The organism is uncultured Paracoccus sp., from assembly GCF_947496875.1.
Lineage (GTDB): Bacteria > Pseudomonadota > Alphaproteobacteria > Rhodobacterales > Rhodobacteraceae > Paracoccus.
In genome coordinates this window covers 101,319-120,992 of record NZ_CANMEH010000006.1, presented here as the reverse complement: position 1 = coordinate 120,992, position 19,674 = coordinate 101,319, and the positions used below count along the sequence as shown (strand labels likewise).

Genomic DNA, 19,674 nt, shown 5'->3' with positions numbered 1-19,674 from the left:
GTCATCGGAAGATCTCCTTCAGACGTGCCTCGTAGCGGGACTTGATCTCGGCGACGACCGCGTGCGGGTCAGGGGCGTGCAGGCAATGCACCAGCAACGCATTGCCGTCCTCGCTCAGATCCGAGCTGACCGTGCCGGGGGTCAGGGTGATCGTGCCGGCCAGCACGGTGATCGCCTCGGCGCTTTCCAGTTCCAGCGGGATCACGATCCATGCCGGACGCAGGTCGCGGGTTGGCAGGAACAGGATGATCCGTGCCACGTCGATGTTGGCCCGCACGATGTCCAGCAGCACGATCAGCGCATATTCCACGATCATCGCCGGGTTGCGCAGTCCCGGCCGGTCCGGCCAGTAGGGCGCGGTCAGCAGCGGCACGATGATCCCGAGCATGATCGCAAAGACCAGCGAGCCCCAGGCGAACTGGTTCACCAGCGCCATCCAGACCAGGATGACCATCAGCGACAGCAGCGGATGGGGCAGGAACCTGCGCATCATCGGGCGCCCTCCTGCCGGACCAGGACCGCGTCGACATAGGGGGCCAGATCGAAAAGCTGCCCGGCGGTGGCATCGGTATAGCGCATGACGGGCCCCGCCCCGGCCGTCAGCGCCACCAGCCCCGCGATCAGCGCCCCGGCGGCGGCAAAGGCCAGCACCGGTGACGGCGAGTCGCCCACATCCTGCAGCACCTCGTCCGGTTCAACCTTGGTGGGCAGCGGGCGCCGATCAACGTCGGGGCGCGTCACCGCCGGTGGCTCGGGGCCGACCTGATACCCCTTCCAGAAGACGATCGATCCGGCCCTTGCCAGCCCCACGATCGCCAGAAGCGAGGTGACCAGAATCGCCGCCCAGATCAGTGCCGCGGATTCGGCGTCGCGGGTCGCCTGCAGGATCGCCAGCTTGCCGACGAACCCCGACAGCGGCGGCAGCCCGGCGATTCCCACCGCGGCGGCCATGAACAGCGAGGCGGTCAGCCCCGACTGCGTGATCGGCGGCATCGGCTGCAGCCAGAGGCTCAGCCTTTCGCGGCGCGCCCCGGCCAGGTCCACCACCAGAAACAGCGCCGCGGCCGCGAATGTCGAGTGGATCAGGTACCACAGCCCGGCCGAGATCGCCTGCGGGGTCAGCTGCGCCACCGCGATCACCAGCGTGCCGACCGATGCGATCGTCGCAAAAGCGGTCATCCGGTTCAGGTTCCGGCTTCCCAGAACCCCGATCTGTCCCAGCACCAGGGTCAGCAGCGCCGCGGGCAACAGCAGATCGGCGATCAGCCAGCCCACCGGCCCGTCGGTCGGGAACACCAGGGTGTAGACCCGGACGATGCCGTAGATGCCGACCTTGGTCATGATGGCGAACAGCGCGGCCACGGGCCCCGGCGCATTCGCATAGGTCGACGGCAGCCAGAAATGCAGCGGCACCAGCGCAGCCTTGACGGCAAAGACCAGCATCAGCAGCACCGCGCCGACCCGCAGCAGGGCGGTGTCGTCGGCCGGCATGTCGGCCACCTTCTGCGCCATGTCGATCATGTTCAGCGTTCCAGTCGCGGCGTACAGCGTGCCTAGTGCCGCCAGGAACAGGGTCGATCCGGCCAGGTTGTAGATCACGTACTGCACGGCGGCCCGCAGCCGCATCTCGCCGCCACCATGTGCCATCAGGCCATAGCTGGCGATCAGCAGGATTTCGAAGAACACGAACAGGTTGAACGCGTCGGAGGTCAGGAATGCCCCCATCAGCCCCATCAGCTGGAACTGGTAGAGCGCGTGGAAATGCCAGCCCTTGCGGTCCCAGCCGGACCCGATGACGTAAAGCTGCACGGCGATCGCCAGCATCGCGGTCAGCACCAGCATCATGGCGGCCAACCGGTCCAGCAGCAGCGCGATGCCGAAGGGAACCGCCCAGTTCCCAAGCCGGTAGACATGGATGTCCCCGCCTGCAGCGAGGCTCAGCAGATAGAGCGCGATCCCCAGCTGCGCCACCGTCGCGGCCAGGGAAAAGATCCGCTGCAGCACCAGGTCGTGCCGCATCCACATGATGATCAGCGGTCCGATGAAGGCGGGCAGGACGATGGGGGCGATCAGCCAGTGATTCACGCACCGCCCCCTTCCCGATCGCGGCGGGGCATGTCGATGCGGTCATCCCCCCCCTCCAGGAAGGAACCGAGCGCCATCATCACCACGACGGCGGTCATCCCGAAACTGATCACGATGGCGGTCAGCACCAGCGCCTGCGGCAGCGGGTCGCTGTAGACCGTCACGCCGTCATGCAGGACCGGGGGCGCGTTGATGACCAGCCGCCCCGTGACGAACAGGAACATGTTGATTGCATAGCTGAGCATGGTCATGCCCAGCACGACGGCGAAGCTGCGCTTGCGCAGGATCAGATAGACGCCCACGGCCGTCACGAACCCGATGCCTGTCGAAACCAGCAGTTCCATCAGAGATCCTCTCGCGTGGCGTCATAGTCCATGGCGTGCACGTTGACGGTCTGGCCGGCCATCCTGGCGATGCTGGACAGGGAATACAGCGCCAGCATCACCGCCCCCACGACGCACAGGAACACGCCCAGGTCGAAGCCCATCGCCGTCGCCAGCTCGAACTTCTCGAGCCCCGGCAGCTTGAAATAGCCGAACGCCGAGGTCAGGAACGGCCGCCCCGCAAACCAGGCGCCCACGCCCGTGATGCCCGCCGACAGCACGCCCAGCCCGATCAGCGCGTGATACGGCACCTTCTGGCGTTCCTGTGCCCAGGCAAAGCCGGAGGCCATGTACTGCATCACCAGCGCGATCGAGACGACCAGTCCGGCGACGAAGCCACCGCCGGGCGCATTGTGCCCGCGCAGGAAGATGTAGATGCCGACGACCAGCGCGACCGGCAGCACCACCCGCGTCGCCACGACCAGCATCAGCGGGTGTCGGTCGCCCGCGCGCAGCATGTCGTAGGTCCAGTTGCGCAGGCGGCGTCCCGACGACCCGACCAGCAGGGTCTGGGTCAGCGCGAAGATGGTCAGCGCGGCGATCCCCAGGACGGTGATCTCGCCGAACGTGTCGTAGCCCCGGAAATCCACCAGGATCACGTTCACGACGTTGTCGCCGCCCCCGAGCTTGTAGCTGTTGTCCAGCATGTAGCCCGAGATCGTCGCAAACGCGGCGTCGGTGCGGGTGATGACGTAGGCCAGGCCGCCGAACCCCAGCCCCGCCAGGGTCGCGATGAAGGCGTGCAGGCCGCGCTTGGGCATGCCGGTTTCCACCCGCGTCACCTTGGGCAGGAAGTTCAGGGCGAGCAACAGCAGGACGACGGTGACGACCTCGACGCTGATCTGGGTCAGCGCCAGATCGGGCGCGGACAGATAGACGAAGCTTGCCGACACCATCAGCCCGACGATGCCGATCAGCACCAGCGCCAGGATCCGGTCGCGGTGGAACGCGACCAGGCAGCCGCTGGCAACCATCAGCAGGACCCAGCCCACGACCGCGATGGGGGTGACCGGCACCATGGGGCGGGTCAGTTCGCCGCCCACCCCCGTTGCCCACGCCATTACGCCGGTGCCCACGATCGTCAGCACCAGCGCCGCCAGCGCGCGCGACATCGACCCGTTGGTCAGGCCGTTTGCAAAGCCCTGCGACCACTGCGTGCTGGTGGCGACCATCGCGTCGTAATATCCCTTGGCGTCCAGCGCCGGCAGCCGCTGCCGCAGTCGATCGGCGACCGGCCAGACGGCCAGCAGCAGGGCGCCGCCGATGATCGCGATCGCCGACATCTTCAGCGCCGGGGTAATCCCGTGCCACAGTGCGAAATGGGGGTGCTGGGGGGTCCCGGTCACGGCCGACGCCGCGGCGGTCACCAGCCATCCGACCATGTGGTTCGGAAAGGCGCCGATCAGCACGACCAGCACGACCAGCAGCGCCGGGCCGCCCCACAGGCCGAAGCCCGGATCGTGCGGCGTCGCGGGGTAGTCGGTCCGCACGTCGCCCATGAACACGTGGAAGATGTAGCGCAGCGCATAGGCCACCGACAGCAGCGCCCCCAGCGTCGCCAGCCAGCCGAGCGTATGGGCCCCGCCGAACCAAGAGGTGTGGGCGGCTTCCTCCAGCATCAGCTCCTTGGAGATGAAGCCGTTCAGCGGCGGAAACCCGGCCATCGAGAGCGAGGCGATCACCGCGATCCAGAAGGTCACGGGCATCAGCGGCGCCAGCCCGCCCAGCTGCCGAATCGACCGCGTGTGCGCGGCGTGGTCTACGATCCCGGCGGTCATGAACAGCGCCGCCTTGAACGTCGCATGGGCCACGATGTGGAACATCGCTACCCCCGCCGCAGCCTCGGTGCCGAAGCCCAGCAGCATGGTGATCAGGCCCAGATGGCTGACCGTGGAATAGGCCAGCAGCCCCTTCAGGTCGTCCTGGAACAGCGCCACGACCGCGCCGACCAGCATCGTCAGCAGGCCCACGCTGGCGACGATCCAGAACCATTCGGGCGTCCCCGCCAGCACCGGCCACAGCCGCGCCATCATGAAGATCCCGGCCTTCACCATCGTCGCCGAATGCAGATAGGCGCTGACCGGGGTGGGCGCCGCCATCGCCCGCGGCAGCCAGAAATGGAACGGGAACTGCGCCGACTTGGCGAACGCCCCGATCAGGATCAGCACCAGCGCCGGCACATAGAGCGGCGAGGCCTGTATCGCGTCCCTGGCCAGCAGGATGTCGCTGAGATCGTTCGACCCGGCGATCTGGCCCAGGATCAGCAGCCCGGCGATCAGCGACAGCCCGCCCATGCCGGTCACCGCCAGGGCCATGCGCGCGCCCTGCCGCCCCTCGGGCAGGTGTTTCCAGTAGCCGATCAGCAGGAACGACGACAGCGACGTCAGTTCCCAGAACACCAGCAGCAACAGCACGTTGTCGCTGAGCACGATGCCCACCATCGCGCCCTGGAACAGCATCAGATAGGTATAGAACTGCCCGACCGGATCGTCGCGATCCAGATAATAGCGGGCGTAGAGGATGATCAGCAGGCCGATCCCCAGGATCAGGATGCCGAACAGCAGCCCCAGCCCGTCCAGCCGGAAGCTGGCCGACAACCCGATCTGGGGCAGCCAGTCGAACGACGTGGTGACCGCCTGGCCCGCCATGACAGCCGGGATGTGCAGGCACAGTCCCAGCAGGGCCACCAGCGTGAAGGTGGCGCAGCCGATCGCCGCCACGTTCCGCCCCGACCGGATCAGAAGGCCGGGCAGCAGGGCCCCGAGGAACGGCAAGATGGCGATCAAAGCTGGGGACATGGCACCTCGTGACCTTCATCCAGATGTTCCAGAATCCCCTTGGGGGGTCAAGCCGAAGACGGGCGCGGACCGAGAAGCGGCTAGGCGATGGGCGCCAATCCTGCTAGCCAGTTGAAAAAGGCCGACGGCCGACACCAACGACGGGGCAGGTCAACCATGCGGGTGCTGGGCATCGATCCCGGTCTGGTCAACATGGGATGGGGTGTGATCCTGGTCGACGGGTCGCGCATCCGCCACGTGGCGAACGGCATCGTGCGGTCCCGCCGGACCGAACTGGCCGCGCGTCTGGCGGATCTGCATCGCGGCCTGACCGCGGTCTTGGCCGCCCACGCGCCGGATGCCGCGGCGGTGGAACAGACCTTTGTCAACAAGGACGCGGTCGGCACGCTGAAGCTGGGCCAGGCCCGCGGCATCGCGCTGCTGGTCCCGGCGCAGGCCGGGCTCAGCGTGGGCGAATACGCCCCCAACGCCGTGAAGAAGGCGATCGTCGGCGTCGGGCACGCGCAGAAGCAGCAGGTCGAGCACATGGTCCGCCTGACCCTGCCGGGGGTCGAACTGGCCGGACCCGACGCCGCCGATGCGCTGGCCATCGCCATCTGCCACGCCCGCCATCTGCAGTCCCGCACCCTGCGCATCAAGGTCATCGCATGATCGGGCGGGTGGCGGGCATCATCCTGCATCGCGCGCCCGATCATGTCCTGATCGACGTGCGGGGCGTCGGCTATCTCGTCCATGTGTCGGAACGAACCGCCGCCAGCCTGCCGCCGGTGGGACAGGCCGCCGCGCTCTATACCGACCTGCTGGTGCGCGAGGATCTGCTGCAGCTGTTCGGCTTCGCGACGCTGCTGGAAAAGGAATGGCATCGGCTGCTGACCAGCGTCCAGGGGGTCGGCGCCAAGGCGTCGCTGGCGATCCTTGGCACGCTGGGCGCCGAGGGTACCGGGCGGGCCATCGCGCTGGGCGACGCGGCGGCGATCCGCAAGGCGCCGGGGGTGGGGCCCAAGCTGGCGCAGCGGGTGGTGCTGGAACTCAGGGACCGCGCGCCCGGCATCATCGCCATGGGCGGGGCGCTGACCGTCGATCCCGGCGCCCCGGTGATCGAGGAGGATGCCGGGACCCCGCGGCCCCCCACCGGCGCAGGCGGGACCCGTCCCGCGCCGGCCCCGGCAGCGTCGGCGTCGGCGTCGGCGGCGGTGACCGCGGACGCGCTGTCGGCGTTGACCAATCTGGGATATGGTCCGTCCGACGCGGCCTCGGCGGTGACCCGGGCCGCCGCCACGGAACCCGACGCCACCACACCGGTTCTGATCCGCGCGGCGTTGCGCCTGCTGGCGCCGCCCGAATAGGCAAGGAGGAGCGCGTGATGTCCGGAACCCTTCGCACCTTTGTCCTGATGGCCGCGCTGACCGGGCTGCTGGCCGCCCTCGGCTGGCTGCTGGGCGGCACCCAGGGGGCGATCCTGGCGCTGGTGCTGGCCGGCGCGGGCAATCTGTGGGCCTGGTGGAACAGCGACAAGGCGCTGCTGCGCCAGCACAACGCCGTCCCGGTGACCGAGGCGAACGGCGGTGACCTGATCGCGCTGGTGCGCCAGCTGGCCGACAATGCCGGGTTGCCGATGCCGGCCGTGTACGTGCTACAGACCGACCAGCCGAACGCCTTCGCCACCGGCCGCAACCCCCAGAACGCGGCGGTGGCGGTGACCCAGGGACTGCTGCGGACGCTGAGCCGGGACGAGCTGGCGGGGGTCATCGCGCATGAGCTGGCCCATATCCGCAGCCGCGACACGCTGATCATGACCGTGACCGCGACGCTCGCCGGGGCGATCGCGATCATGGGCAACATGCTGATGTGGTCGGGCAACCGGGAACGTCAGGGCGGCATGATCGGGGCGCTGCTGCTGATGATCCTGGCGCCGCTGGCCGCCACGCTGGTGCAGATGGCGATTTCCCGGACCCGCGAATTCGACGCGGACCGCGACGGGGCGTTGATCGCCGGCTCGTCGCGCGGCCTTGCCTCGGCGCTGGTCAAGATCGCGAATGCCGCCGGGCGCACCGTGAACATCCCGGCCGAGCGCAACCCCGCATCGGCCGCGATGTTCATCATCAATCCGCTGTCGGGGATGCGGATGGACCGGATGTTCGCGACCCACCCGCCGACCGAGGAACGGATCGCCCGCCTGCAAGCCCTGGCCGCCGGATGACCCGACCCGACCCCACCCTGCGGCCCGACCCGGTCGAGGGCGACGCCGAGGATCGCGCCCTGCGCCCCCAGCGGCTGGAGGATTTCGTCGGGCAGGCCGAGGCGCGGGCCAATCTGCGGGTGTTCATCGACAGCGCCCGGATGCGCGGCCAGGCGATGGACCACACCCTTTTCCACGGACCGCCCGGGCTGGGCAAGACCACGCTGGCCCAGATCATGGCCCGCGAGCTGGGGGTCAATTTCCGCATGACCTCGGGCCCGGTCCTGGCCCGGGCCGGCGACCTCGCCGCGATCCTGACCAATCTGGATGCCCGCGACGTGCTGTTCATCGACGAGATCCACCGCATGAACCCCGCCGTGGAAGAGGTGCTCTACCCCGCCATGGAGGATTTCGAGCTGGACCTGGTGATCGGCGTGGGGCCGGCGGCGCGCACGGTGCGGATCGAGCTGCAGCCCTTCACGCTGGTTGGTGCGACGACGCGGCTGGGGCTGCTGACGACGCCGCTGCGCGACCGGTTCGGCATCCCGACCCGGCTGCAGTTCTACACGATCGACGAGCTGGACCAGATCGTGGCGCGCGGCGCCCGGCTGATGGGGATCAGCGCCGAACCGGACGGAACCCGGGAAATCGCCCGGCGCGCGCGGGGCACCCCACGCATCGCGGGCCGGCTGCTGCGCCGGGTGGTGGACTTTGCGCTGGTCGAGGGCGACGGGCGGCTGACCCGCGCCATCGCCGACAGCGCCCTGACCCGGCTGGGGGTAGACGACCTGGGGCTGGACGGCGCCGACCGCCGCTATCTGACGCTGATGGCCGAACATTACGCCGGCGGCCCGGTGGGCGTGGAAACGCTGTCCGCAGCCCTCGCCGAAAGCCGCGACGCGATCGAAGAGGTGATCGAGCCCTATCTGCTGCAGCAGGGGCTGATCCAGCGCACGCCGCGCGGGCGGATGCTGGGCCATCTGGGCTGGCGGCATCTGGGACTGGAACAGCCCAGGGTGGTACAGGCAGGATTGTTCGATGGATGAGATCGCGGAACGGCTGAAGGCCAGCTTTGCCCGGCAGACAATGATGACCACGCTGGGGGCCGAACTGGTCGAGACGGGCGCCGGGCGGGCGGTCATCGCCGCCCCGGTCGGCCCGCATGTACTGCAGCAGCACGGTGCGGGCCACGCTGCCCTGGCCTTTGCGATCGGGGACAGCGCCGCGGGCTATTCCGCGCTGTCGCTGATGCCCGACGGGGCCGAGGTCATGACGGTCGAGATGAAGATCAACCTGCTGGCCCCGGCCGTGGGTGACCGGCTGGTGGCCGAAGGGCGGGTGATCAAGTCGGGGCGTCGGATCGCCGTCGTGGCCGCCGACGTGTGGTCCGAGACCGCGAAGGGCCGCAAGCACATCGCCATGCTGCAGGGCACGATGATCCCGGTGACGCCATGAGCCGCTGGCCGCTGATCCTGAAACTGCTGGTGCTGGCCGTGCCGCTGGCGCTGACGATCTGGGCGTTCTCGACCGGCTGGATGATTCTGGCGATCCCCGCGATGGCGGTCTTTGCCTGGCTCTTCAACACGCTGTTCCTGCGCGACATCTAGACCCGGGGCTGCACCACGCGGGCAGCGCGCGTCATCAGGGGGTCAGCCCCTCGGGGTCAGGCAGCCCGTGGACCCGCGCCGTCGCGGTCAGCGTATTCGCCAGCAGGCAGGCGATGGTCATCGGCCCCACCCCGCCCGGCACCGGGGTAATCGCCCCCGCCACCTCGCGCGCGGCGGCAAAGTCGACGTCCCCGACCAGCCCTTCATCCGTACGGTTGATCCCCACGTCGATCACCGTCGCGCCGGGGCGGATCCACGACCCCTGAACGAAGCTGGGGCGTCCGACCGCCGCGACCACGATCTCGGCGCGCCGGCACAGGCCCGGCAGGTCGCGGGTCCGGGAATGCGCGACCGTCACCGTGGCGCTTTCGGACAGCAGCAGCTGCGCCATCGGCTTGCCGACGATGTTCGACCGCCCGATCACCAGCGCGTCCCTGCCCGCCAGCGCCCCCAGCCGGTCGCGCAGCAGCATCAGGCAGCCAAGCGGCGTACAGGGAACCATGGCCCGCTGCCCGGTCGCCAGACGGCCGGCATTCAGCACGGTGAACCCGTCCACGTCCTTTTCCGGGGCGATGGCGTTGATCACCGCGATCTCGTCCAGATGCGCGGGCAGCGGCAATTGGACGAGAATACCGTTCACCGCCGCATCGGCGTTCAGGCGCGCGACCAGATCCAGCAGGTCGTGCTGCGCCGTGGTGTTGGGCAGACGGTGGGTGAATCCCTGCATCCCGACCTCGGCGGTCATCCGGCCCTTGGAGCGGACATAGACCGCGCTGGCCGGATCCTCGCCGACCAGCACCACGGCCAGACCGGGGGTGATCCCGTGCGCCTGACGCATCGCTGCGACCTGTTCGGCAATGCGGCCGCGCAGTCCGGCGGCGAACGCCTTTCCGTCGATCAGGTCAGCGGTCATCGGCTTCCCCCAGGATTTGGGCCTCCTGCGCGATGAAGTGGTCCATCATCGTCCGCCAGAGCGCCTCGGCCAGATCCGGGTCATAGCCCGCGGCGGCAGCGTTGCGCCGGGCGTTCGCTGCGACTTCCTCGACGCGCGAAGGGATCCGGGCGGGCAGCCCGCTTGCCGCCTTGATCTGGGCGGCGCGGTCGATCAGGCGCGACCGCACAGCAAGCAGCTGCGCCAGTTGCGCATCGAGCCCGTCGATCGCGCTGCGCAGCGCCGCCATGTCCGGCAAGGCGGCGATGTCGGCATCGGTCAGCGGGCGCGGGCAGGCAGGGGCGCGGCTTGTCATAGTGGGGTCATTGCCCGCATGGCCGACCGGGTGCAAGCCCTCGGCGCGCCGGCGACGGCATCGCCCGGCACCCACATCCCGCCGTCTCACATGCAAGAACCCCGGCCTGAGGCCGGGGTCGCTGTCGTGCTGATGGAACCGTCAGGCGGTCGGCACCGGCTCCGGCCCGCCGGACGGCTGGACCACCCGGGGCGGTGCCACCGTGGGAACCGACGAACTTGGCGTGTCGTCGTCGCCACCCAGCTTGTCGCCGCGGATCACCTTGCCGATCTCTTCGCCGGTCAGGGTCTCGTATTCCAGCAGACCCTGCGCCAGTCGCTCGAACTCGACCGTCTTCTCGGTCAGGATCCGGTGCGCCGTCTCGTAGCCTTCGTCGATGAGACCCCGCACCTCATCCTCGATCAGTTCCTTGGTCTTGGCGCTGATCGAGAAGCCGCCGGTATTGCCGCTGTAGCCTTCGTGCGCCTCGGCGTAATCCACGGCCCCGACCTTGTCCGACATGCCCCAGCGCATGATCATCGCACGGGCGAGCGCGCTGGCCTGCTGGATGTCGCCGGCGGGACCGTTCGAGACGCCTTCCTCGCCATACTTGATGATCTCGGCGGCCTTGCCGGCCATCGTCATGGCGATCTTCTGCTTGGCCTCGTCCTTGTGATAGTTCAGCCGGTCGACCTCGGGCAGGCTGACGACCATGCCCAGCGCCCCGCCGCGCGGAATGATCGTGGCCTTGTAGACAGGATCGCATTTCGGCAGCGAAAGACCCACGATCGCGTGCCCGGCCTCGTGATAGGCGGTCTTTTCCTTCTGCTCGGGGGTCAGCACCATGCTGCGGCGTTCGACGCCCAGCATGACCTTGTCCTTGGCGTTCTCGAAATCGGCCATCGTGACGAACCGCCGGCCGATCCGCGCCGCCATCAGCGCCGCCTCGTTGACGAGATTCATCAGGTCCGCACCCGAGAACCCGGGCGTGCCGCGCGCGATCAGGCGCAGGTCGACATCGGGGCCCTGCGGCACCTTGCGGGTGTGGACGTTCAGGATCTTCTCGCGGCCCTTGATGTCCGGGTTCGGCACATGGATCTGGCGGTCGAAGCGGCCCGGGCGCAGCAGTGCCGGATCCAGCACGTCCTTGCGGTTCGTGGCGGCGATGATGATGATCCCCTCGTTCGCCTCGAACCCGTCCATCTCCACCAGCAGCTGGTTCAGCGTCTGTTCGCGTTCGTCGTTGCCGCCGCCGATGCCGACGCCACGGGCCCGGCCCACCGCGTCGATCTCGTCGATGAAGACAATGCACGGGGCGGATTTCTTGGCCTGCTCGAACATGTCACGCACGCGGCTTGCACCCACGCCCACGAACATCTCGACAAAGTCGGAACCGGAAATGGTGAAGAACGGCACGCCCGCCTCGCCGGCGATGGCGCGGGCGAGCAGCGTCTTGCCGGTGCCCGGGGGGCCGACCAGCAGCGCGCCCTTGGGGATCTTGCCCCCGAGCCGCGAGAACTTCTGCGGGTTGCGCAGGAACTCGACGATCTCTTCGAGTTCCTCCTTGGCCTCGTCGATCCCGGCGACGTCGTCGAAGGTGACACGGCCGTGCTTCTCGGTCAGCAGCTTGGCCTTCGACTTGCCAAAGCCCATGGCGCCGCCCTTGCCGCCCCCCTGCATGCGATTCATCATGAAGATCCACACGCCGATCAGAAGGATGAAGGGCAGCCACACGCCCAGCAGGGACATGAAGCCCGACTGCTGCTGACGCTCGACCTTGACCTCGACCTCGCGGTCGATCAGGCGGTCGGCGATTTCCTCGCCCTGCGGACGGACGGTGATGTACTGCTTGCCATCCTTTCCGACGATGCCGACCTGTTCGCCGTCGATGGTCACGGATGCGACCTCGTCCTGTTCCACCCGCTCGATGAACTCGGAATAGCTGATCTGCCTGCTGTTGAGCTGGGCCGAGTTCCCGCCGAAGGCGTTGAACAGCGCCAGGATCATCAGGAACAGAACCACCCAGAAGGCGATGTTGCGCGCGTTGCCCAAGGGCATGTCCTCCGCGGGATAAGACGTTTGTCTGAAAATAGGTGCCGCAGGGTCCGGGATCAATGTGACTCTGGGCACAGAAAGTCATTTGCGCCGCGCAGCGGAACCGCGCCGATCCCCTGCCCCGGCTCGATCACCGGCGCGTGCCAGGTCCCGTCCGGCAGGCAGACGGCCGGGCTTGCCGCAGCCTCGGCGCGGGTCAGACCAGCGGCACGCCAGTCGAAACGCGGCAGTTCGCCGGGCGGCAGCGTGGTGACCCGCGCCCCCGCCGGCAGGCCGGTCAGCCGCCAGCGCCGGTCCCAGATGGCCGGATCTCCCGTGACGACTGGCGCCTTCGCCGCCGCGGCGGGTTCCCGGGTCAGCCGGATCAGTCCACCCGCGGCCGAGGCAACGGGCGACACGATCACGCCGGCCAGCGTGGCCTGCCGATCCTGCGCCAGGCTGCCCAGGACGGCGGCGATCGCGTCGTGGCGCGGCGGATGCTCGGCGCCCGCCACCCACTGCAGCCCGGCCACGATCACCCGGCGCTGCAGTTCCGCCGGGGCGGACGCGAACGCCTGTCGGGGCAGGCACAGGGTGCCCCGATCGGCGGCAAAGCCGCGCGCCACCTCGCGGGCCGCGTGGTACAGCGCCACGCGCGCGGCACGCAGGTTGTCCGCGCTGCGCGCCAGCGCCTCGGCGGGCAGGTCCAGTGCGGCCATGATCTGGCGCAGCCGGGCACGGTCGTAGCGCGGATCGTCGTTGGTGGGATCGTCCGTCCATGTCGCCCCGCGCTGTCGCAGCAGGTCGCGCAGTTCGGCCCGGCCGGTGGCCAGCAGGGGCCGCAACCACAGGATGCCGTGCGACCGGCGGGCCGGTGCCATCCCCGACAGGCCGTCGACGCCCGCCCCGCGCAGCATCCGCATCAGCACGGTTTCCGCCTGATCGTCCCGTGTGTGCCCCAGGGCCACAGCACCGATCCCCTGCTGCCCGGCCCATGCCGCCAGAAGCTCCAGCCGCGCCGCCCGCGCCTGCGCCATCAGGTTGCCGCCGCCGGGGCCGGTCCATCGCAGCACCTCGTGCGCGATGCCCAGCCGCCGCGCGGCACGCCCGGCCTCCTCGGCCTCTGCCGCGGATCCGGGGCGCAGCCCGTGGTCGACGGTGGCGGCGCGCAGCACGATGCCGCGCGGCCGGGCCCACTCCGCCGCAAGGTGCATGAGCGCTGTGGAGTCCCCCCCGCCTGACAGCGCGATCCCCAGGGCACGCTGGCCCCCGGCCAGTCGATCCAGCGCGGCGTGGACGATCGCCTGCGGCTCAGCCGCCATCCGGGACCAGGGCCGCGTCGGCGGCATCCTCGGGATCCTGCGCGGCGTCAGGGGCGGGCGGCGCGGGGCAGGACAGCGCCTGCTGCTCTGTCGCAGCAGCGGCGGCCTGGGCGGAGTCCGCAAACCGCGCCTGGATCTCGGCCAGATAGGTACAGGCCTGTTCGGTGCTGCCCCTTTCGGCGGCCAGCCGGCCGAGGCCCAGCAGGGCGTCAGCCGCCCGGCCGCCGTTCGGATCGGCCGAAAACACCTGCAACCACGCCGCCGCGGCGGGGCGAGGCTGGCCGGCCTGTTCCAGCGCGGCGCCCTGCAGCCACAGCGCCTCGGTGGTCAGGGGGCTGCCGGGATGGCTGGCGGCGAAATCCGCAAGCTGGGCCGCCGCGGCCCGGGCGTCACCTGCGTCGAACACGGCCCGGGCGCGGTCGAAGGCGGCCTGCTCCTCCGCGGTCGCGGCGCCATCGGGTGCGGCCTCGGCCCCGCGTGACGCGGTTCCGGCTGACCCGGGCACGGGCGGCGCGGCAAAGGGCATCCCGGCCCCGTCGCCCTGGCTGCCCAGCGGCGGCGTGGTCAGCGCCCCCAGGTCACAGCCCTCCTCCATCTCGCACAGGCGGAATTCGACATCGCCCAGCCGGGTGGTCCCATCCGCGACGACCCGCTCGATGCGGTGGCGCAGCCCCTCGGCCTGCGCCGTCAGGCGGGCAATCTCGGCCTCCATCGCGTTCATGCGATCGATGGCGCTCTCGCCGCCCGCCGCCGCATAGGCGGACTGGCCCCCGGCGCGCAGCTCGGCCCGCAGCGATTGCAGGTCGGCCGCCAGCACCGTCAGCGACGCCCGCAGATCGGCAAGGGTTTCGCCACCGTTCGGGGCTTGTGCCGGCGCATCCGGCGCTGTCTGTGCCGCTGCGGTCAGCGGCGCCAGCATGGTCATCGCCACAACGCCCGCGCGCAGACCGCGCCAGACCCGGGGCGCGCCACGGACGCGTCTGGTGGCGCGGCTCATACCCCGGCCCCCGGCTGTACCACCGTGACCGCGCGCCGGTTCCGCGCCAGGCACTCCTCGTCCGAGCAGACGGCCACGGGACGCTCCTTGCCATAGCTGACGGTGCGGATCCGGCCGGCGGGCACGCCCTGCGAAATCAGGTATTCCTCGACCGCCCCGGCCCGGCGCGCGCCCAGGGCAAGGTTGAATTCGCGCGTGCCCTGTTCGTCGGAATGGCCCTCGACGACGGTCGAGAAACTGCCGTTGGTTTTCAGCCAGTCGGCCTGGCGGGCCAGCGTCAGGCGCGCCTCGGCGGTCAGCGCCGCCTGATCCCTGGGGAACAGGACGGTGTCGCCGAGAGTGGTGCGGAAATAGTCGGCGGTCCCGGTGCCGCCCAGCGTCCCGTCAGGGATCGGCGCGGTATAGACCGCCCCGCCACCTGGCAAGCCGGCATAGGGATCGGTAACAACCGCCGGGGGCGGGGGCGCGGCGCAGCCCGCCAGCGTCAGTGCCAGCAGCAGCAGAAAAGCGGGTTTCGATGTGGTCATCGCGGTCCTCGTCACGGCAGAAGCGGGCCCCAGTCAGGATCGGACGCCGCCCCCTGAATGTCCAGCGGACGCATGTTGCGGCCCGTCACGTCCACCGAATGCAGCCGCGCGACCCCGTTCCCGCCAGGGGTCTGGCGGGTGAACATCACCACGCGGCCATTCGGCGCCCAGGTGGGCCCCTCGTCCAGAAACGACTCCGTCAGGGTCTTTTCGCCCGAGCCGTCGGGCCGCATCACCCCGATATGGAACTTGTCGCCGTCCTGTCGGGTGAAGGCGATCAGGTCTCCCTTCGGCGACCAGGCCGGGGCGCCATAGCTGCCCTCGCCAAAGCTGATGCGCAGCGGCTCGCCACTGCCGTCCGCGCCGGTCACGTACAGCTGGGAGGTGCCGGACCGGTCGCTTTCGAACACGATCTGGGTGCCGTCGGGGCTGTAGCTGGGTGCCGTCTCGATCGCGGGCCCGGCGATCAGCGGCCGGCCTGCGCCGGTGCCGGGGTCCATCTGCCAGATATCCGTGTCGCCCCCTTGCGCGCGGGAATAGATGATCCAGCGTCCGTCCGGGGAAAACCGCGGGCCGAACGCCATGGTGCCGGGATCGGTCGGCACCTCGACCTCCGTCACTGTCTCGACATCCATCAGCATCAGCCGGGGAGAGCCCGAGCTGTAGGAGGTATAGAGCAGCCGCCGGCCGTCCCGCGACAGCTTGGGCGACAGGACCAGCGTGGCGTCGCCGGTCAGCCACATCTGGTTGGCCCCGTCATAATCCATCAGGCCGACCCGCTTGCGGCGAGCGTCCTTGGGCCCGGTCTCGTTGACGAACGCCACACGGCTGTCGAAATACGGATCCTCGCCCGTCAGCCGGGAATAGATCTGGTCGGCGGCCTTGTGCGCGGCGCGACGCCAGCCCTGTTCCGTGGCCTCGAACTGCATGCCGTCGCCCAGCGGCCGCCCGGAAAACACGTCGAACAGCCTGAACCGGACCGTGACCATCCCGTCGGCCATGGCGACGTCGCCGATCACCAGCGCCTCGGCATTGATGGCGCGCCAGTCCTCATAGGCGACAGGGTCGTCGATGCCGGTCGGGCGGGCGATCTGGGCCGCGGGTCCGATGGCGCGAAACAGCCCGGTGCCGGTCAGGTCGTCGGTCACCACCTGCTGGACCCGGTCCACCATGTCACCCCCGTTGCCGGCATTCAGGAACGGCGCGATGGCAATGGGCATCGGTTCCGTCACGCCCTCGGTGATCTCGATCCGCAACGGGCCGGTGTCCTCCTGCGCCCGCAGCGGCAGCGGCAGCGCGGCGAACGCGACGGCCAGTGCGGCAGACAGGGTGAGCGACAGGGTTGTGGTCACGGTTCTCGACAGGGCGGTCGATCGGGCGATCGACGGAAAACGGAACATCGGGCGGGTCCTTGCGGTTCGGGGGGCGCAGCCTAGAGCAGGCGCGCGCGGGATGCCATGACGGGTCACCTCAGGCTGATGCCCGATCCGGCGACGGAGAAGTCGACGATCACGTCCTTCCACCGTCCATACTTGTCGACAGGCAGGTCATAGCCCTCCTTCTGGTATCCGCAGCGGATGATGGCACGTCGGGCCACGTCGAATGCCTGCTGCACCGCCTGCTCCGGGCCGCCGTCGGATCCGATCAACTCGACGCTGTCCTCGCGCGGCATTCCATCCGGCGTCATCGAGAACGCGACGGAGACGGTGACCGCTGTCGCCTCGCGTGACAGGGCGCCCGAGTTCCAGCAGTCCTGGATCGCCACCCGCAACCCGTCGCGTTCGCCCTGGGTCAGGGGCGGTCCGGACGGCGCGCGGCCGCCACCACCTTCTGCGCCGGCGCCGTCGAGCGGCAGATCCCGGTTCATGGCCAGCTCCAGCGCCCGGGTCAGCGCATCGTCGGGGGGCGCCATGCGTTCGCGTTCAGCCTGTTCGCGCGCCTGCGCCTCGGCCTCGGCTCGCGCCGCGAGTTCGCGGGCAAGGGCCTGTTCCCGGGCCGCGGCCTCGGCCGCCAGCCGTTCTTCCTCGCGGCGCTGCGCCTCGGCCTCTTCGCGGGCGCGTTCCTCGACGGCGCGGCGTTCGGTCTCGACCCGCGCCGCCTCTGCCGCGGCGGCGGTTTCCGCAGCCCGCCGATCGGCCTCCTCGCGGGCCAGGCGCTCGCGTTCCCGTTCCGCGGCCTCGCGGGCGGCGGCCGCGGCGGCTTCCTCGGCCAGCCGGCGTTCCTCGGCCGCCGCTTCTTCTGCAAGGCGGCGTTCCTCGGCCGCGGCTTCCTCGGCAAGGCGCCGGGCTTCCTGCTCGGCCGCTTCCTGCTCCGCCGCTTCCCGTTCGGCCGCCGCCTGTTCTGCTGCGGCCCGTTCGGCCGCCTGCCGGGCGGCCTCGGCGGCGGCCTGCCGGGCCAGCTCCTCGGCCCGCGCCGCAGCCTGCCGTTCGGCGCGGCGTTCGCGGGCCGCATCGGCAGACAGCGGCACCGCCGAACTCAGCGGCGCCAGCCCCGGTTCGGGGGGTGGCGCGAGCGGGGCGACCGGCGCCTCGGACCCCGGCGCGGCGGGGCGCACGGGCTGCGGCAGTGCCGCCATCTGGCGCGGCGCGGGTGCGGCCTGCGGCAGGTCGGCCGGCGCCGCCGGTTCTGCGGGGGCGCCGGGCTGGGCGGGCGCCGCATCCGTCACGACGACCTGGGGCTGGGGCGCCTGCAGGTCGCTGACATCCGGGGCGCTGTCCGGGGCGGCCGTCTCGGACGGCCGTTCGGTCGGCGCCGGCCGGGCGCCGGGTGCGGCCACGGCGACGGCGCGTCCCGGCGCGGTGTCGGGCAGGATCACGGTGCCGCTGACCTCGGCCGGGGCGTCCGGCTGCACCGGGGCGACGGAGGCAACGGCCACGGCCTCCTGCGGGGCGCGCAGTTCGGACAGGTCGGGGGCCGGCTCGGGGGCGGTCTCGGGGGCCGGCATCGCCAGCGGATCGACCTGCGGCGCCTCGGGTGCGACCGATACGGTTCCGCCCTCTACGACCTCGGCCGAGGGTGGGGCGGGCTGCGCCGGCTGGGCCGCGGCCTCGGTCCCGACCGGTCCCGCGCCGCGGGTCGCGGCGGCCATCTGCTGGAACTGGGCGTCGGTCATCGTCTCGACATTGGTCATCCGGATCGGCTCGGACGGCTGGCCACGGAACAGTGCGCCGCCGACCGCCACCCAGGCGATCAGCCCGGCGTGCGTCACGCCCGACACCCATCCGCCGATCCGGCCCGCCCGATCCATCGGCCTAGCCGTCCATCCGCGGTCCGCCGGTCTCGGTGACCAGCACGATGTTGTTGAACCCGGCAGCGTTCAGGGCGCCCATCACCTGCATCACCCGCGCATAGGGGATCGTGCCGTCGGCGCGCAGGTAGATCCGCCCGCTCTGCCGTTCGGCCAGCACCGCGCGCAGCCGCCCGATCAGCTGATCCTCGGGCACCTCGGCGGTCATCAGGATCAGCGGTCCGGTCGGGGGCACGCTGATCGTCAGCGGCTCTTCCGGTTCGGTGGGCACCGCCTCGGCCGCGGTGCGCGGCAGTTCCAGCGGCACCCCCACGGTCAGCAGCGGCGCCGCCACCATGAAGATGATCAGCAGCACCAGCATCACGTCGACGAACGGCGTCACGTTGATCTCGGCCATCGGCATATGCCGGCGGCGGCCCTTGCGGGTGGCGGCGCGGCGGACCAGCCCCGCAGCCATCACTCTTCCCCGATCTGGCGCGACAGGATGGTCGAGAACTCGTCGGCAAACGCCTCGTGACTGCCGCTGATCCGGTCCGCATCCGAGGCCAGCTTGTTGTAGGCGACGACGGCCGGGATGGCCGCCAGCAGGCCCAGCGCGGTGGCGACCAGCGCCTCGGCGATGCCGGGCGCCACGACCGCCAGGCTGGTGTTCTGGCTGAGCGCGATGCCCTCGAACGCGTTCTTGATTCCCCAGACGGTCCCGAACAGGCCGATGAACGGGGCGGTCGATCCGACCGTCGCAAGGAACGGCAGGCCGCCGGTCAGACGGTCGGCCTCGCGGTTGATCGCCACGGTCATGGCCCGGTCGATGCGCGCCTGGGCGGCCGGAATGATCCCGCCGTCATCGGTCTGCGAGCGGCGCCACTCCAGCATCCCGGCCGAAAAGATCCGTTCCGACGCCCCGCTGGGATTGCCGGCGAGGCGGTCATAGACGTCGTCCAGCGGCTCGCCAGACCAGAAGCGACGATCGAACCGGTCCACGTCGCGGCGCGCCGCCGCGTAGGTGATCACCTTCTGGATGATGATCGCCCAGGCCCAGACCGACGCCAGCACCAGCACCACCATCACCAGCTTGACGGTCAGCGAGGCGCGCAGGAACAGCGCGATCAGCGTGAAATCAGCCGGTGAGCCGGCAGCGAGGTTTTCCATGAGACGTGCCTGTCGTTGCCCCTGTGCGTGGGTCGCCTTGTCGCGATCTTTGCGCGGCCTTTTAACTCCAAACCCGACGTCAAGGCCAACACAGTTGTGTCACCGACATGTCCGCACGTC

The 19,674-nt window shown here is 70.2% G+C and carries 20 protein-coding genes; 6 read left to right on the top strand and 14 right to left on the bottom strand.

All coding sequences use genetic code 11. The features are described 5' to 3' along the window. Position 1: 1 nt before the first annotated feature. From Q0938_RS09675 to Q0938_RS09660, 4 genes are read right to left on the bottom strand one after another with little or no spacing between them, the layout of a single operon-like run. Positions 2 to 493 carry a Na+/H+ antiporter subunit E gene (locus Q0938_RS09675; protein ID WP_299361471.1) on the bottom strand — a complete coding sequence of 164 codons (492 nt, stop codon included), beginning with the start codon at positions 491 to 493 and terminating at the stop codon, positions 2 to 4. After that, positions 490 to 2,085 (bottom strand): monovalent cation/H+ antiporter subunit D, encoded by a 1,596-nt coding sequence (locus Q0938_RS09670; protein WP_299361469.1) that lies wholly within the window; start codon positions 2,083 to 2,085, stop codon positions 490 to 492. The genes Q0938_RS09675 and Q0938_RS09670 overlap by 4 nt, the downstream gene beginning before the upstream one ends. Continuing rightward, positions 2,082 to 2,429 carry a Na+/H+ antiporter subunit C gene (locus Q0938_RS09665; RefSeq protein WP_299361466.1) on the bottom strand — a complete coding sequence of 116 codons (348 nt, stop codon included), beginning with the start codon at positions 2,427 to 2,429 and terminating at the stop codon, positions 2,082 to 2,084. The genes Q0938_RS09670 and Q0938_RS09665 overlap by 4 nt, the downstream gene beginning before the upstream one ends. Continuing rightward, positions 2,429 to 5,266 carry a monovalent cation/H+ antiporter subunit A gene (locus tag Q0938_RS09660; protein ID WP_299361463.1) on the bottom strand — a complete coding sequence of 946 codons (2,838 nt, stop codon included), beginning with the start codon at positions 5,264 to 5,266 and terminating at the stop codon, positions 2,429 to 2,431. The genes Q0938_RS09665 and Q0938_RS09660 overlap by 1 nt, the downstream gene beginning before the upstream one ends. A 156-nt stretch (positions 5,267 to 5,422) precedes the next feature. On the opposite strand from Q0938_RS09660, the gene ruvC reads away from it, so the two are divergent. Genes ruvC through Q0938_RS09630 form a run of 6 tightly spaced genes read left to right on the top strand, consistent with a single transcriptional unit; the run spans position 5,423 to position 9,052 of the window. Then, positions 5,423 to 5,917 (top strand): crossover junction endodeoxyribonuclease RuvC, encoded by a 495-nt coding sequence (gene ruvC, locus Q0938_RS09655; RefSeq protein WP_299361460.1) that lies wholly within the window; start codon positions 5,423 to 5,425, stop codon positions 5,915 to 5,917. Next, the gene (ruvA, locus tag Q0938_RS09650) at positions 5,914 to 6,612 is read left to right on the top strand and encodes a Holliday junction branch migration protein RuvA (RefSeq protein ID WP_299361457.1); all 699 of its coding nucleotides are present in this window, start codon (positions 5,914 to 5,916) and stop codon (positions 6,610 to 6,612) included. Before ruvC ends, ruvA begins: the two co-directional genes overlap by 4 nt. Positions 6,613 to 6,629: 17 nt before the next feature. Further along, positions 6,630 to 7,466 carry a zinc metalloprotease HtpX gene (locus Q0938_RS09645; RefSeq protein WP_299361454.1) on the top strand — a complete coding sequence of 279 codons (837 nt, stop codon included), beginning with the start codon at positions 6,630 to 6,632 and terminating at the stop codon, positions 7,464 to 7,466. Continuing rightward, positions 7,463 to 8,491, top strand: coding sequence for a Holliday junction branch migration DNA helicase RuvB (ruvB, locus tag Q0938_RS09640; protein ID WP_299361451.1), 1,029 nt, complete (start codon positions 7,463 to 7,465; stop codon positions 8,489 to 8,491). The genes Q0938_RS09645 and ruvB overlap by 4 nt, the downstream gene beginning before the upstream one ends. Beyond that, entirely contained in the window at positions 8,484 to 8,900 is a 417-nt protein-coding gene (locus Q0938_RS09635; protein ID WP_299361448.1) for a PaaI family thioesterase, read from the top strand. The genes ruvB and Q0938_RS09635 overlap by 8 nt, the downstream gene beginning before the upstream one ends. Then, positions 8,897 to 9,052 carry a hypothetical protein gene (locus Q0938_RS09630; RefSeq protein ID WP_299361445.1) on the top strand — a complete coding sequence of 52 codons (156 nt, stop codon included), beginning with the start codon at positions 8,897 to 8,899 and terminating at the stop codon, positions 9,050 to 9,052. Before Q0938_RS09635 ends, Q0938_RS09630 begins: the two co-directional genes overlap by 4 nt. A 34-nt stretch (positions 9,053 to 9,086) precedes the next feature. Here the strand turns inward: Q0938_RS09630 and folD are convergent, their stop codons facing one another. The 10 genes from folD to tolQ all read right to left on the bottom strand — a co-directional run bounded on the left by folD (position 9,087) and on the right by tolQ (position 19,554). Next, entirely contained in the window at positions 9,087 to 9,965 is an 879-nt protein-coding gene (gene folD / locus Q0938_RS09625; RefSeq protein WP_299361442.1) for a bifunctional methylenetetrahydrofolate dehydrogenase/methenyltetrahydrofolate cyclohydrolase FolD, read from the bottom strand. Then, entirely contained in the window at positions 9,955 to 10,233 is a 279-nt protein-coding gene (locus Q0938_RS09620) for a chorismate mutase (RefSeq protein ID WP_299361664.1), read from the bottom strand. The genes folD and Q0938_RS09620 overlap by 11 nt, the downstream gene beginning before the upstream one ends. A gap of 207 nt (positions 10,234 to 10,440) precedes the next feature. Further along, positions 10,441 to 12,330, bottom strand: a complete 1,890-nt coding sequence (gene ftsH, locus Q0938_RS09615; RefSeq protein WP_299361439.1) for an ATP-dependent zinc metalloprotease FtsH — start codon at positions 12,328 to 12,330, stop codon at positions 10,441 to 10,443. Between the two features lie 59 nt (positions 12,331 to 12,389). Then, a complete protein-coding gene (tilS, locus tag Q0938_RS09610) occupies positions 12,390 to 13,661 on the bottom strand; it encodes a tRNA lysidine(34) synthetase TilS (protein ID WP_299361437.1) in 1,272 nt (423 codons plus the stop codon). After that, positions 13,624 to 14,631: a tetratricopeptide repeat protein gene (locus Q0938_RS09605; RefSeq protein ID WP_299361435.1), complete on the bottom strand. Its 1,008-nt coding sequence runs from the start codon at positions 14,629 to 14,631 to the stop codon at positions 13,624 to 13,626. Before Q0938_RS09605 ends, tilS begins: the two co-directional genes overlap by 38 nt. Continuing rightward, complete coding sequence (locus Q0938_RS09600; protein WP_299361433.1) at positions 14,628 to 15,158, bottom strand: OmpA family protein; 531 nt, start codon at positions 15,156 to 15,158, stop codon at positions 14,628 to 14,630. The genes Q0938_RS09605 and Q0938_RS09600 overlap by 4 nt, the downstream gene beginning before the upstream one ends. 11 nt (positions 15,159 to 15,169) lie before the next feature. Next, positions 15,170 to 16,558, bottom strand: coding sequence for a Tol-Pal system beta propeller repeat protein TolB (gene tolB, locus Q0938_RS09595; RefSeq protein WP_299361431.1), 1,389 nt, complete (start codon positions 16,556 to 16,558; stop codon positions 15,170 to 15,172). Positions 16,559 to 16,623: 65 nt separating this feature from the next. Next, a complete protein-coding gene (locus Q0938_RS09590) occupies positions 16,624 to 18,405 on the bottom strand; it encodes a protein TolA (protein WP_299361429.1) in 1,782 nt (593 codons plus the stop codon). Between the two features lie 4 nt (positions 18,406 to 18,409). Next, a complete protein-coding gene (locus Q0938_RS09585; RefSeq protein WP_299361427.1) occupies positions 18,410 to 18,862 on the bottom strand; it encodes an ExbD/TolR family protein in 453 nt (150 codons plus the stop codon). After that, the gene (gene tolQ / locus Q0938_RS09580) at positions 18,862 to 19,554 is read right to left on the bottom strand and encodes a protein TolQ (protein WP_299361425.1); all 693 of its coding nucleotides are present in this window, start codon (positions 19,552 to 19,554) and stop codon (positions 18,862 to 18,864) included. The genes Q0938_RS09585 and tolQ overlap by 1 nt, the downstream gene beginning before the upstream one ends. Between the last annotated feature and the right edge of the window lie 120 nt (positions 19,555 to 19,674).